The organism is Rhodovulum imhoffii, from assembly GCF_003046545.1.
Lineage (GTDB): Bacteria > Pseudomonadota > Alphaproteobacteria > Rhodobacterales > Rhodobacteraceae > Rhodovulum > Rhodovulum imhoffii.
Map to the genome: position 1 here is coordinate 1 of NZ_QAAA01000032.1, position 13630 is coordinate 13630.

Below are 13630 nucleotides of genomic sequence, written 5' to 3' on the forward strand. Positions count from 1 at the left end.
GTGGCGCTGCCGTGACGAACTTGTCCCATAGTGCTTCCTTCCATTCCAGCGAATGGATCGCACCATCAAACCCTGGCATCAAACACCTAGAGCCGGAGCGTGATCGGAACAATCAACACAAGCGCAAAGATCCGTGCGAAGTGATGCACCGCGACATAGGCAGGATCGTAGCCCAGGGACAGCCCGATGGCGGCCATCGCCTCGACCCCGCCCGGCGCATAGGCAATCCAGACCTGGCCGAACGGCAGACCTGTTACGGCACTGGCCAGGACCGCAAAGCCAATCGAGACAACGAGGGCCGCTCCGACCACGGCCAGCCCTGCGATTGCATAGCGCCCGACCTGTTCGGGCGTCACACGGCTCATCCGCGACCCGAGCACAGCCCCGGTCATGGCAAAAGCGGCGAAGGTAACCCATGCCGGGGTCAGGCCGTGCACCAGCCCGGCCGAATGGCCGCCGGCGCTGACGACCATGCCGGCCAAAAGGTTCGCGGCGGGTAGGCCAAGGCGTGTGCCGATGGCCCCGATCGCAACCGCAACCAGGAGCAGCGCGGCAAGAACCGGAAGCGACATCGCTTCGGAGGCACCCTCCGCTATGGCAGGCGGGCTGTCGAGTGCCACCGCGAGCGGCGGCACCGCAACGACGAGGACCAGCAGGCGCATCAATTGCAGGAACATGACGGCGGTCGCATCGCCGTGCCCCTCAACCGCGATGGCGATGGCGTTTGACATGGTCCCAGGTGCGCTTGCAAGTGTTGCGGTCTGCCTGTCCAGCCCATATCCGCGCGCGAGGATCAGCCGGCCCACCAGAATGGTCACCAGCAGCGACGCGACCAGAAGAGAGAGGCTGATCCCCCATGTTGCGACCTGATCGAAAAGCCGTTCGTCGATTCCCGAACCCAGCGACACGCCGATAGCGGCGAATGCCAGATCGCGCACCGGGTTGGGCACGGCCACGCGCACTCTAAGTGCGGCAATGGCCGCAACCGCCATGGTACTGCCGATCAGGGGACCGGCCGGAATGCCCGCGAGGGCAGCCAATGCCGCCCCGGCAAACCCCGCCACAACGGTTGCGAATGTCCCGGGATGTATCACTGCCATCAGTCTTCTTCTGCGGGTACGCCCCCGTGTATCCGCCGGGCCCGCCGGGCCAGCCAGATCGGTATCATCACGACCAAAAGGGCCAGGATATAGAGCGTTATACTTTTATAATTCTCGATCAGAATCGCCCAGTCCCCACCCGAAATCGACAAGGCGCGGCGCAGGTTGTCCTCGAACAACCCGCCCAGCACAAACCCCAAAATGACCGGGGCAAGCGAAAAGTCCAGCTTGCGCAGGAACCAGCCGAAGACACCGAGCCCGGTAATCAGCAACAGGTCGAATGGATTGCCCACGATGGTATAAATTCCGATGAAGGCGAGAATCGCGATCAGCGGTGTAAGGTAATGCTGCGGAATCGTCAGCATCCGCGCGAAAAGGCCAACCAAAGGCAGGTTGATGACCAGAAGCGCAATATTGCCGATATACATCGACGCGATCAGGCCCCAGGCGACTTCGGGTCTCTGGGTGAACATCATCGGGCCGGGTTGTATGTTGAACATCAGGAGGGCGCCAAGCAGGATTGCGGTCGTCCCCGACCCCGGAATCCCCAGTGTGAGCATTGGTACCATGGCGCCGCCCGCTGCCGCGTTGTTTGCAGCCTCTGGCGCAGCCAGACCGCGCACATCGCCGGTACCAAAGGTCTTTTCGCTGTCGGAGATGCGTTTTTCGGTGCCGTAGGCCACGGCGGAGGCAACCGAGGCCCCGGTTCCGGGCAGAATGCCGATGAAGAAACCGATGACCGAGGCGCGTGCGATGGTCCATTTGCATCTTGCCAGATCGACCAGGCGGACGAAGCTCTTGTCCACCGGCAGTGATTTCAGTTTTCCCGAGACCTGATGCTCAACCAGGGTCAGCAATTCTGCCATGCCGAAAAGCCCCACGACGACGATCAGGAAATCGATGCCCGCAAGAATGTCCGGAATGCCGAACGTATAACGCGCCACGCCGGTGTTGGCATCGATTCCGACGGTCGCCAGCATCAGGCCGATCGTGGCACCAAGCAGCGTCTTGACGGCACTCTTGCCCACGAGAGAGGCAAGAGAGGCAAATGCGAACACCATCAGCGCGACATAATCGGCCGGAGAGAATGTGACGGCGAAGGACGCAAGCGGCGGCGCAAAAAGCGACAGCAGGATCACGGCGAACGTACCGCCCACGAAAGATGCGACGGCCGATAAGGACAGGGCGCGCCCTGCCGCACCCGCGCGGGCCATTGGATTGCCATCGAGCGTCGTCATGACGGCCCCCGCATCGCCGGGCACGTTGAGCAGAATGGAAGAAATCCGACCGCCGTATTCCGCCCCGTAGTAGATCCCGGCCAGCAGGATCAGTGCGGATTCCGGCCCAAACCCAAGTCCGTAGGCGATGGGCAACAGGATCGCGACACCATTTATCGGACCAAGGCCAGGCAGAGCGCCAATCAGCGTCCCTCCGAAACATCCCGCCAGAACGAGAAACAGATTCAACGGGTCGAGAGCAACGCCAAAGCCCGTTGCCAGGCCGTTCAGGACCGCCTCCATCACGAAGCCCCTTCCGTGCGCGGGACGGCGGCCAGAAGCGTCTCGAAGATGTCACCCTCCGGCAGGTTGAGGTCAAGCAGCGTAACACAAAGCAAATAGCCAAGCCCCCCTGCGGCCACACCAAAGATCACGGGCCGGACCCCTCCCGCACCCAACATCGCGCTGAGCGCGCCGCCGAACAGGATCGTCGCGAGAACGAAGCCCAAAGGTTCGTAGAGTTCCGCATAGGCACAAAGCATGATCACCGTGGCACCCAGGCGAAGCCATGTCCGGCCTGCAACACCCAGTTCGATGGCGTCCGGCTTCCAGACAATGACAAGCAGGCAGGCAATGGCGACAAGTGAAAGGATTTGCGGCCAGCTTTCGGGACCGAGCGGATCGTACTGAAAGGGGGCACTGATCGTGGTGAAGGCGATGGCCGCATAGGCCAGTGTCACGATCAAAAGCACCCCTGCGAAAATGCGGTCGGCCATGGCGGTCTCCTCGTATCCTGGGGGTGAGACTTGGGTCGGCAGCCCGCACGTCTGCAAGTGCGGGCTGCCGCGTCGGTGCTGGCGGCGATCAGTTGATCAGGCCTGCCTCGGTCGCGATGTCGCGCAGGTTCTGCACACGCTTTTCTATAGAAGTCTGAAGCTCGTCCCCGGCCAGATTCAACGGCAAAAGGCCCTTTTCCTTTTGAACTTGCGCAAACGCGTCCGTTGCATAGGCCGCGTTGAAGGCATCCACCCACTTCTGGTAATCGGAATCCGAGACATCGCCGCCCATATAGAACCCCCGCAGGATCGTCCATTCGACGTCGAAGCCCTGTTCGATGGCGGTTGGAATCTCGGCAAAGGGCGCGTCCAGGCGCTCGGGCGACAGGACGGCCAGGAGCCGCATCTGGCCGGATTCGACATGGGGGACCATCTCGCCCACATCGCCCATGTAGACCTCGATCGAACCGCCCAGAAGCGCGGCAATTGCATCGCCGCCACCGTCGAAAGCGACATAACGCATATCCACCGGAGAGGCGCCCGCTTCACGCAGCAGCAGCGCGCCTTTCATCCAGTCCTGTGAACCGACCGAACCGCCGGCCCCCACCACGACCGATGCCGGATCCGCCGAAAAATCGGACATAAGATGGGAAAGATCCTTGTATTCGCTGTCGGCACGCACGACGACAGCGCCGAAATCGGCACCGGCGGTACCGACCCAGCGCACATCCTTTTCGGTGAACTCACCGTATTTGCCGGTCACAATGTTCAGCAGCGACCCGGTCGAGAAGGCGACGATGGCAGAACCGTCATCCGTACGGGAGGTGTTGAACAGGTTGTAGGCCACGGCGCCAATCCCACCGGGCATGAACGTCACCTGGACCGGCGCGTCGACATGCGGGTCAAGCCCGGTCTGGGCAATGCGGCAGGTCAGGTCGAACCCGCCGCCAGGATTGGCGGGAGCAATACATTCCGGATTGTCGATCTGGCTTTGAGCGAAAGCTGGCGCAACGAAAGATGCGGCGACGCAGAACGCGGCGCCAAAACGAGCCAATAACATTGTGTCCTCCCAGGGTTCGTTTTGGCCGGGGTTCCCCGGCATATTATCATGTATCGCGCAACAGCCTGAGGTCACCCTGACGCAAAACTGACAAGACGCTGACCCGGTCTTCGCCCTGCGCGCACGCGCTTCCCGGTTTGGCTCCGCGCTGCTAAATTCATACCATGAGAATGCTTTTGGTCGAAGACAATGATGACCTGGCGGAGACGATCGTGGATCGGCTCCGGGCCGAGGGGCATTCCGTCGACCGGGAGAAGGACGGCGACGACGCGAACGAGCTTCTGCGCCACTTCAAATTCGACATCGTGCTTCTGGACCTGAACCTGCCGGGCCGGAGCGGTTACGAAGTGCTGCGGGCCCTGCGCGCAAGGGAGGACGACACACCGGTCATAGTGCTGACCGCGCGCAGCCAGATCGACGACAAAGTGATCGGGCTGGATGCCGGGGCGGACGATTACATGATAAAACCCGTCGACTTTCGCGAATTGTCGGCGCGGTGCCGTGTCCTGTCCCGTCGGCGGGCAGGCCGCTCCAGCAACGTATTTTCCGCTGGTCCATTCGTCTTCGATCGGGCGGCCAAGCGCGCGACGATCCACGGGCAGGATACCCAGATGCGCGCCCGTGAGATCCAGTTGCTGGAAATCATGATCGACAACATGGGCCGGATGCTGACCAAGGAAGACGTGGCCGACCGGCTATATACCTTCGAGGAAGCGCCCAGCCTGAATGCCGTAGAACAGCTGGTCACGAGGTTGCGGCGCAAGCTGGAAGGGACGCCACTGGTCATCAAGACGGCGCGAGGCCTTGGATACATGGCCTACCTGGCGGATGATGACTGACGCATCGGGCCATTCGCTCCAGCGCCGGCTCCTCGTGTCGATGGCCGCCGGCTTTGCGGTCTTTCTTGTGCTCATGTCGATACTGTTGTGGACCTATTCCCGCGCTGCGGCCGACCGGACGCATGACCTGCCGCTCGCCGGGGCGGCCCTGGCGATCCTTGAGCGCATATCGGTCGGCCCCGATGGCGCAACGGTGGACTTGCCCAACTCTGCCATGGACATACTTTCGCTGAACCCCGTCGACAGAGTTCAATACCGTGTCTTCGTTCCGGGCCAGCGGGAAATCACCGGCACGGCGGACCTGCCGGTCCCGGCCGACGCGACACCATCCGCATCCCCCGTTTTTTACGATGCAGACTATCAGGGGGCGGCGTTCCGCTTCGTTCTTCAGGGGAGACCGTTCATCTCCCCGGATGGACGCCAATGGGTCGCGGTGCAGGTTGGGCAAACCGTCGAATCCCGAACCACGCAGCAGTTGTTCTTCTTCGCCGCAGGGCTTGCGGGCCTGGCGGTCCTGTCCCTGATTGGCCTTGGGTTTGTCTGGGTGGCGATACGGACATCGCTCTCTCCGCTACGCCAGATCGCCCATGATCTGGCACAGCGCGAACCGGCGGATCTGGCACTGGTCGAAGGGAGTCCCCCGCGCGAGGTCCGGAACCTCTTCGATGCGATCAACGGGTTCATCACGCGGCTGCGCCGTAGCCGCGCCCTGACCGAGACCTTCATCGCCGATGTTGCGCACCAGACGCGGACATCGCTTTCGGCATTGCAGGGCCATCTCTCGCTTGCTGCGGATGCCGAGGATCCGGGCCAGATGCGCTCCCGGCTGGTCAAGGCCGAAAGGCAGGCCGCGCACACCGTACGCCTGACCAACCAGTTATTGGCCAATGCCATGGTCATTCACCGGTCCGACCGGACAAGCCTGCGCCCGCTCGCCCTGAAACCGCTGGTGCGCGACACGCTGGCCGAAAGCCTTCGCGAAAGCCGGATGCGCGATATTTCGTTGTCCTTCGTCGGCGACGAGATCGGCGCAGGAGAGGACATCATCGAGGGCGACACTCTTTCGATCCGCGAGGCGCTTCGCAACCTGATCGAAAATGCCGTGCGTCACGGCCCCCCCGACAACACGATTACCATCACGCTGAACGGAACGGAGCAGAGCGTTCGCCTCAGCGTCGAGGATGCCGGCCCCGGAATCGCGGATGCGGACCTGCCCAAGGCCACGGAACGTTTCACATCGCTGTCCGACAAGACGAAAGGATCGGGCCTTGGCCTTTCGATCGTCAAGGCCGTGGCCCAAGGGCACTCCGCGGACATGAGGCTTGGCCGTTCCTCTCTCGGTGGACTCGAAGTGACATTGATATTCAGGCGAATCGTCCCGATCCTGCTGCTGGTAAGCGGCGCGGTCTTTGCAGGAGACACCGGCGCGGCACAGACACTTGTTATTCATAGCGCCACGGACACGCCGGCCATGCAGCCGCTCATCGATGCGTTCGAAGTGCGTAATCCCGGCGTCGACGTCGCCTATGTCGAGTTCCAGACGGTTGCACTCCACCAGTCCATGTTGCGCCCCGAGACGATCGGAAAACCGGATCTCGTCATTTCCTCCGCGATGGATCTACAGGTCAATCTGGTCAACCGTGGACTTGCGCGTCGCATCAGGCTCGCGCCCGGGATCGCTCCGCCGCCCTGGGCCTCATGGCGGTCCGAACTGTTCGGTTTCACGTTCGAACCCGCCATCGTCGTCTATGACAAGCGGGCGATTTCCAAGCGAGAACTCCCCACCAGCCACCGGGACCTGGCCACATTCGTGCGCGAGAACGAAGAACGCTTTCGCGGGCGCATCGGCAGTTACAACATTCGCGACTCCGGCGTGGGGTATCTGTACGCGACTCAGGACAGCCTTCAGGGGCCGCAGGCGCTGCGGCTTTTCGAAATTCTCGGACGTACCGGCATGAAGACCTATTGCTGCACGTCAGATATGGTCGCAGCGACTGCACGAGGCGAACTGGCTTTCGCATTCAACATCATCGGAACCTACGCGGCCAGCCTGGCGGAGACGTCGCCCCATCTTGGCCTGCATTTTTTCGAAGACTATAATCTGGTCATGTCCCGGACGGCTTTCGTTCCGAAAGACGCGAAAAACCCGGACCTGGCAGCGGCATTCATTGGCTTCCTCCTTTCCGAGGATGGCCAGCGCATCATTCTGAAAGATACGCCGCTCTTGCCGCTGACCCCCGCGCCGGAGCCGACCTCATCGTTCGAACGGCAGATTCGTGACCAAAGGGGGGCATTTCTGCCGATACGTTTGACACCGGGGTTGCTGACCTACCTTGACGACCTCAAGCGGCGGGAGTTCCTGTCGGCCTGGGAAACATCGCTGAGACGCGATCGCCGGTCGTCATCGTCTCTTTTGGAACCATCCGCGCGGTGATTCCGCGGTGATCCGCCCGACCGCCCTCACCGAAGTTGTTCGCCATGATGTGCAGGAAAGCCCCCTCATTCCTCACATGGAAAACGGTGATGAAACCGGGGCACCTTCAGATCCCCGCCTTTCGAGGCTCAGGGCAAGCGGAACTAGCGTATGTCGCGCCCGGAAAACAAACCGATGCATATGCGATGCATATGCGTAGACGTTCGTTCTGCGCCGGTTTACAGTCGCTCCGGACAGGATCATGCAGGCACGTTGCCGACCGGGTCCGAAAAGATCGCCCGCCGATCTTGACGATTTACCTTTTGAAACGGCGACATCAGCCGATCTTCGTGTGAGTATCAGTAAAGGAGCAAGAATTTGAATACCCTGGCAACCAAGCCGCATTTCTGGCTTCGAATCCTGTCAAGCCTCCTCATCGCAACCGGTATCATTCTTGCAATCGGGGGGGGGTATCTCGTCGTTCTGGGAGGATCATGGTACTACCTGATCGCTGGTATCGCGCTTGTTTTTTCCGGATCGCGCATATGGCATGGCAAGATTGACGGCGTATGGATCTATCTGGCGATTTTGGCCGGAACATTTCTGTGGAATTTCTATGAAATCGGCTTCCGTTTCTGGGGTTCGGTGCCGCGGCTGGCCGCGCCAATGTTCATCGGTTTTCTTCTGCTGCTTTCAATTGGCCTGTTCCCGAAACACGAAGGCACGCCCCGTCAGCGCAGGCTTGGTTTCCAGGGCGGGTTGGCGTTGCTGGCCGGTTTTGCAATCTACATAGGTGCGATGGTGTTTCCGCACGGCATCGTTCGAAACGAGATACCTGTCACGGCCGGGCAGGAAACCGAAATCACCCTGACCAGGGAAGGGCAATGGCGGGAATACGGCCGAACCGGCGAAGGCATCCGATACACACCACTTGATCAAATCACAAAGGACAACGTACACAAGCTTGAGGTTGTGTGGACCGCGCGTCACGGGCAAGTCCCTGATCTGGAAAAAGCAAACGCAGATCAGAATACGCCGATATTTGTCGATGGGACCGTTTATCATTGCGCCTATAATAACATCGTGACCGCTGTCGACGGCACGACGGGTGAAATAAAATGGCAGTTCGATCCCCAGGCCAAGGCGCCAATCTGGATGCGTTGCCGCTCGGTCGCTTTCGTCGACCCGGCCGAGCTTGACCCTGCGGGAACAGCGCCTGCCGGCACCGCGCCGGAAAACTGCGGCCCGCGCATTGTCGTCGCAACGGTCGACGGTCGGCTTATCAGCGTGAAAGCCAAGGATGGTACGGTCTGCCGCAGCTTTGGCGCGAACGGTGTCGTCGATCTGCTTGAAGGCATGGGTGCTTTTCCAGAAGGTCAGTACATGCCGACCACGGGGGCCACGCTCGCTGGGGACAAGATCGTGATCGGCGGCTGGGTGAGGGACAATCAATCGACCGGGGAAGCCCCCGGTGTCGTGCGCGCCTTCGATGCCATCTCAGGTGACCTGAAATGGGCCTGGGATCTGGGCAACCCGGAAATAGACACGCTGCCTGCCGAGGGGGAAACGTATACACGTGGGACGCCGAATGTCTGGGCGCCTATCTCCTATGACGAAGACCTCAACATGGTCTATTTGCCGACTGGCAACCCAACGCCGGACTATTGGGGGGGGACAAGATCGGAGGCGGATGAAAAGTATGGGTCCTCGGTCGTAGCGGTTGATCTGACGACGGGGAAAGCCGTCTGGCATTTTCAGACAGTCCACCATGACCTCTGGGACTACGACGTTCCGTCCCAGCCGGCTCTGATCGATTTTCCAAAAGAGGACGGAACCACTGTCCCGGCCCTGGTACAAACTACGAAACGCGGCCAGATTTTTGTATTGGACCGACGCACCGGTGCGCCCTTGACCAGGGTGGAAGAATTGCCTGTGCCTCCGGGCGATGCGAAAGGCGAAAGATATTCACCTACTCAACCCTTCTCGACCGGCATGCCGCAAATCGGAACGGATGAGAGCATCCTCGACCAGCATCACACCTGGGGGATGACACCGGTCGACCATCTCATTTGCAGAATCAGAACACTCAAAACCCGTTGGGACGGCTTCATGACCCCGCCTTCCGAGGAAACATATTTTCAGTTTCCCGCCCAGACGGGGGGAATGAACTGGGGGAGCGCGTCCTTCGATCAGAGCCGCAATATCCTGATTGTGAACGATTTGCGCTGGATCAACCGAACCTATATCATCCCGCAGGAGTCCACGGGCGGCAAGGACCTGAGCGGGGGAAGCGAGGGCGGACCAATGCATGGTACGCCCTATCAGATATTCGTCGATTACAATCTCCTGCCATTTTCCCAGACACCCTGTTACGAGCCGCCTTATGGCACGATGACCGCTATCGACATGGCTACCCGGAAAGTCAAATGGGAAATACCGATGGGCACCACACGGGAAATCGGCCCTTTCGGTCTCAAGCTCTCCGCGCCATTCAATGTCGGCATGCCCACCCTTGGCGGTGCAATGACAACCAGATCCGGCCTGACCTTTTTTGCCGCGACACAAGATTTCTTCTTGCGCGCCATCGATACGGAAACGGGCGAGATCGTGTGGAAATCGCCTCTACCTGTCGGCAGCCAGTCCGCTCCGATAAGTTATGTCGACGGCAAGGGACGGCAAATTGTTCTCGTGCAAGCTGCGGGGGCCCGCCGCAGCAAAATGCGTGGAGACTACCTTATCGCGTACGCCTTGACGAAAGAGAATTAGCCAGGGTGCTGCATACCGGCCTGACCTTGTTTTGAGCCTGACCCACTGAATTTTCCACCACCCCATTCGGGAAACGGGGAACCAGAGACGCGGAAGGATGTGGCAGATGCGCATCGCGGAGCCGTGATGACCGACCCCACCCGGCTGAGACTGGGTGTGATCCGGCCGAAGACCGCGACGGACATGCCGACACCCCGGAATGTCCGTCCGCCAGGCGCACGACGAACCGCGTAAGGATTGCCGGAAACCCAGACTCCTGGGTAGGATACCCCGAACATGCCAATGGACATCAGGCGGATATATTGAATAGCATCAAGTTCAGTCGACCAGATGATGTATGCAGGGGCCGCATTTGTTTGGCAACCTGATAGACGGAACGATCCTTGTCGCCGTGACGGTGACGATTCATGTTCTTCTGTTCGCGGGGCTGGTGCGGCTTTCCGGTCGCGTTTCTCGCCGCAGTATCGACAGTTTTGGCCGCGTCACGCTTCTCGTTTGCGGGATGACGGTAATCATTATCCTCGCTCATATTGTCGAAATCCAGATCTGGGGAGCATATTACAATCTGATCGGCTTCATGCAGAGTTGGGAAGAAGGCTTTTACTTCAGCGCCGTTACCTATGCCACCATCGGGTATGGCGATATTGTTCCGCCGCCGGAATTGCGAACCCTTGCGGCTGCCGAAGGTCTCACCGGAATCCTGATGTGTTCGCTGTCCGGCGGGCTGATCTTCGCGGTCGTCTCACATATAATCGAAATCCTGGACAAAGAGGCCAGAATGTAATGGAAGTAATTTTCCTTTTTTTCGGTATGGTGTTTTTTTACAGCCTGATTTCAGAGCGGATCGACCAGACCTACCTGACCGCGCCGATCGTATTCACGCTCTATGGTTTCGCGGTTTTCTGGCTCATGGACGAGCCTCTGGAAACCGGTGGCAGCGCAGAGGTTCTTTTGACAATTGCGGAACTGGGCCTTGTGCTGCTGCTGTTTACCGATGGCAGTCATATCTCACAGGTGTTCGAAGACGGTCTCAGGTCCCTGCCCGGGCGGCTACTCAGTACCGGCATGGTCCTGACCATTCTGCTCGGTGCGGGCGCCGCTATGGTCTTGTTCGATGAATTGACGATCTGGCACGCTGGCATTCTCGCCGCAATTCTGGCGCCGACGGATGCGGGCCTTGGACAGGCCATTGTATCAAGCCCCAAAGTTCCCAAAGGGATCCGCGAATCTCTGAATGTCGAAGCCGGTTTGAACGATGGCCTGGCGGTGCCGTTCCTGTTGTTCTTCATTGCCTTGGCTTCCAGTGCCCAAGACGTGTCCTTCGGTCGGTTCTTTCTTGAGCAGTTCTGCTACGGTGTGGCGATAGGGCTGATCATCGGGTGGGCCGGAAGCCGGTCTTTCGATGCGGCCCAAGCCCGCGGGTGGGTCGGGGAGCGTTACCGGCAACTGGGCTTTACCATGCTGCCGATCATGTGTGTGATCCTCTCGCATGAAACCGGGGCCAGCATGTTCATCGCGGCATTCGTGGCCGGCCTTGCGGTGCAGCGCAACACTGATCAGAGCATCGACCGGCAGCGCCTCGAATTTACTGAAAACTGGGGACAGCTGATCAATCTGACAGTGTTCTTTTTGTTCGGTATGATCGCGGGCGCGTCCCTGGGAGATCTAGAGCCGGTGCATTTCGTTTATGCCGCGCTGTCGCTGACCGTAATCCGGATGCTTCCGGTCGCAGTGTCCATGATCGGGGCTGGACTTGGGACAGGCACGCTACTGTTCATGGGCTGGTTTGGCCCGCGCGGTCTCGCTTCTATCGTTCTGGGCCTAGTGTATCTTGAAAGAGTGCATGGCGAAATCGTGCCGACCATCCATCTATGCCTGATTGCGACGGTTCTGTGCAGCATCATCCTTCATGGATTATCCGCCAAACCCGGCACCTCATGGTTCAGGCAATATGTTGATGGCTTGCCAGACCGTGCGCGGGAGCGCCGGGAACAATAGATCGGAAACACGGGGCTGTGATCTCAACTTGGCGGCTGCCCGGCTGCGTGATATCGCGGGAATCCAATGAGAGGTGGCCTGCTTGCGAAGACGATCTCAAGCTGATGCGTCGGATCGACGATCTGCACATGGAATATCCGTTTTCGGGCAGCCGAATGATGAAGGGTCTCTTGCGGCAAGAAGGCTTCACCGCCGGGCGGTTGCATGTGGCGACTTGCATGAAACGCATGGGCATCCAGGCCTTGTATCGCAGGCCGAACACGTCGAAACCGGCACCCGGCCACAAGGTCTATCCCTATCTGCTGAGAAAGCGTAAGCGGTGCGTTGGCCCCACATAATGTGTAAAACTTCAGTTCGGCAATGTCGTTGGGCAATTCATCAGGTGCGGTCATGCCCGATGCCATAACAAAACAAGGGCAGAATGGCCCGTGCAAACTGCCGCGTGAGTCACTCCGCCGCAGCTGGGGCAATCACCTCCAGAGGCCGTACACGCTGCCAATCCAAACCCGAAAACAGCGCCTCAAACTGGGCCGGTTCCAGGCGCATCACCCCGTTCCTGACCGCGGGCCATGTGAAGCTGCTATCCTCGAGCCGCTTATAGGCCATCACCAGCCCACTGCCGGTAGCCGTTTGGTCTGACTGCTCTGGTTCCAAGGCGAAGCTGTCTGTTACGCTGCTTGGGCAGCGTAACGCCAAGGCAACAGCTCGTCCAATCGAGTGATCTTGTGATCAGCGATGCGCGCAAGAACCCATGTGAGCCAGGCTTGGGGATCGACGCTGTTGAGCTTGGCTGTTTCGATCAGGGTGTAGGCAATCGCCGCGGCCTTTCCTCCGCCTTCGGAACCGACGAAGAGGTAGTTCTTTCGGCCCAAAGCCACGCAGCGGATCGAACGCTCCGCACAATTATTGTCCAGCTCGAGGGAACCGTTTCCCAGATATCCGCGCATTTTCTTCATACGGCCAAGAGCATACCGGATCGCCTTGGCCAGTTCAGATTTGCCCGAGATACGGTTCAGTTGCGCGGCGAGCCAGGCTTCCAGATCGTCAAAGACAGGTTTGGCGTCGCGCTGACGAAGGGCAACGCGTTCTTCTGGTGACTTACCACGCGCGGCCTTTTCGACGGCATAGAGCAGTGCAATACGCCGGATCGCTTCTTCGGCGATCTGCGATCCCTGCGACTGGAAAATATCGACAAACTTGCGCCTGACATGTGCCATACAGGCCATCTCATGAACGCCCTCTTTGGCGAAGATATCGTTGAAACCGGTGTAGCCATCCGCGTGGATCCAGCCTTGGTAGTTGGCCAGATGTTCGGTGGGATGCCTGCCTTCCCGATCTTTGCTGAACCTGTACCAGGCGGCTGGCGGATCGTCCCCAGCCCAGGCTCGTTCATCGCGCACATAGGTCCAGATGCGCGCGGTCGCGCATTTCTTCCTGGCTTGCATCTTGATTGGGGTGTCA

Annotated in this window: 11 protein-coding genes and 1 pseudogene; 6 read left to right on the forward strand and 6 right to left on the reverse strand. The window is 59.8% G+C overall.

Features of this window, described 5'->3' with window-relative positions; translation table 11 throughout:
* Positions 1-86 precede the first annotated feature (86 nt).
* The 4 genes from C8N32_RS14235 to C8N32_RS14250 form a co-directional block, all read right to left on the reverse strand.
* Positions 87-1100, reverse strand: a complete 1014-nt coding sequence (locus C8N32_RS14235; protein WP_107893640.1) for an AbrB family transcriptional regulator — start codon at positions 1098-1100, stop codon at positions 87-89.
* Complete coding sequence (locus C8N32_RS14240; RefSeq protein WP_107893641.1) at positions 1100-2620, reverse strand: tripartite tricarboxylate transporter permease; 1521 nt, start codon at positions 2618-2620, stop codon at positions 1100-1102. The genes C8N32_RS14235 and C8N32_RS14240 overlap by 1 nt, the downstream gene beginning before the upstream one ends.
* Positions 2620-3093 (reverse strand): tripartite tricarboxylate transporter TctB family protein, encoded by a 474-nt coding sequence (locus C8N32_RS14245; protein ID WP_107893642.1) that lies wholly within the window; start codon positions 3091-3093, stop codon positions 2620-2622. The genes C8N32_RS14240 and C8N32_RS14245 overlap by 1 nt, the downstream gene beginning before the upstream one ends.
* Before the next feature lie 88 nt (positions 3094-3181).
* Positions 3182-4153 carry a Bug family tripartite tricarboxylate transporter substrate binding protein gene (locus tag C8N32_RS14250; protein WP_107893648.1) on the reverse strand — a complete coding sequence of 324 codons (972 nt, stop codon included), beginning with the start codon at positions 4151-4153 and terminating at the stop codon, positions 3182-3184.
* 170 nt (positions 4154-4323) lie between these two features.
* Between C8N32_RS14250 and C8N32_RS14255 the strand changes: the two genes are divergently transcribed.
* From C8N32_RS14255 to C8N32_RS14280, 6 genes and pseudogenes are all read left to right on the forward strand, one after another.
* Entirely contained in the window at positions 4324-4992 is a 669-nt protein-coding gene (locus C8N32_RS14255) for a response regulator transcription factor (protein ID WP_242509466.1), read from the forward strand.
* Positions 4985-7426: a sensor histidine kinase gene (locus C8N32_RS14260; RefSeq protein ID WP_242509465.1), complete on the forward strand. Its 2442-nt coding sequence runs from the start codon at positions 4985-4987 to the stop codon at positions 7424-7426. The genes C8N32_RS14255 and C8N32_RS14260 overlap by 8 nt, the downstream gene beginning before the upstream one ends.
* A 357-nt stretch (positions 7427-7783) precedes the next feature.
* Entirely contained in the window at positions 7784-10171 is a 2388-nt protein-coding gene (locus tag C8N32_RS14265) for a membrane-bound PQQ-dependent dehydrogenase, glucose/quinate/shikimate family (protein WP_107893644.1), read from the forward strand.
* 337 nt (positions 10172-10508) lie between these two features.
* Positions 10509-10955: a potassium channel family protein gene (locus C8N32_RS14270; RefSeq protein ID WP_107893645.1), complete on the forward strand. Its 447-nt coding sequence runs from the start codon at positions 10509-10511 to the stop codon at positions 10953-10955.
* Positions 10955-12169, forward strand: a complete 1215-nt coding sequence (locus tag C8N32_RS14275; protein WP_107893646.1) for a cation:proton antiporter — start codon at positions 10955-10957, stop codon at positions 12167-12169. Before C8N32_RS14270 ends, C8N32_RS14275 begins: the two co-directional genes overlap by 1 nt.
* A gap of 92 nt (positions 12170-12261) precedes the next feature.
* Positions 12262-12480, forward strand: a pseudogene (locus tag C8N32_RS14280) (helix-turn-helix domain-containing protein); the annotation flags it as partial.
* A 136-nt stretch (positions 12481-12616) separates the two neighbouring features.
* Here the strand turns inward: C8N32_RS14280 and tnpB are convergent.
* Positions 12617-12778: an IS66 family insertion sequence element accessory protein TnpB gene (tnpB, locus tag C8N32_RS14285; protein WP_420853797.1), complete on the reverse strand. Its 162-nt coding sequence runs from the start codon at positions 12776-12778 to the stop codon at positions 12617-12619.
* A 59-nt stretch (positions 12779-12837) separates the two neighbouring features.
* On the reverse strand, positions 12838-13630 hold a 793-nt coding region (gene tnpC, locus C8N32_RS14290), incomplete at its 5' end, for an IS66 family transposase (protein ID WP_107893650.1).

Excerpts from the sequence above, each read along its gene's own strand:
- C8N32_RS14235 (WP_107893640.1), bottom strand. The coding sequence starts at position 1,100 with ATGGCAGTGATACATCCCGGGACATTCGCAACCGTTGTGGCGGGGTTT.
- C8N32_RS14240 (WP_107893641.1), bottom strand. The coding sequence starts at position 2,620 with ATGGAGGCGGTCCTGAACGGCCTGGCAACGGGCTTTGGCGTTGCTCTC.
- C8N32_RS14245 (WP_107893642.1), bottom strand. The coding sequence starts at position 3,093 with ATGGCCGACCGCATTTTCGCAGGGGTGCTTTTGATCGTGACACTGGCC.
- C8N32_RS14250 (WP_107893648.1), bottom strand. The coding sequence starts at position 4,153 with ATGTTATTGGCTCGTTTTGGCGCCGCGTTCTGCGTCGCCGCATCTTTC.
- C8N32_RS14255 (WP_242509466.1), top strand. The coding sequence starts at position 4,324 with ATGCTTTTGGTCGAAGACAATGATGACCTGGCGGAGACGATCGTGGAT.
- C8N32_RS14260 (WP_242509465.1), top strand. The coding sequence starts at position 4,985 with ATGACTGACGCATCGGGCCATTCGCTCCAGCGCCGGCTCCTCGTGTCG.
- C8N32_RS14270 (WP_107893645.1), top strand. The coding sequence starts at position 10,509 with ATGCAGGGGCCGCATTTGTTTGGCAACCTGATAGACGGAACGATCCTT.
- C8N32_RS14275 (WP_107893646.1), top strand. The coding sequence starts at position 10,955 with ATGGAAGTAATTTTCCTTTTTTTCGGTATGGTGTTTTTTTACAGCCTG.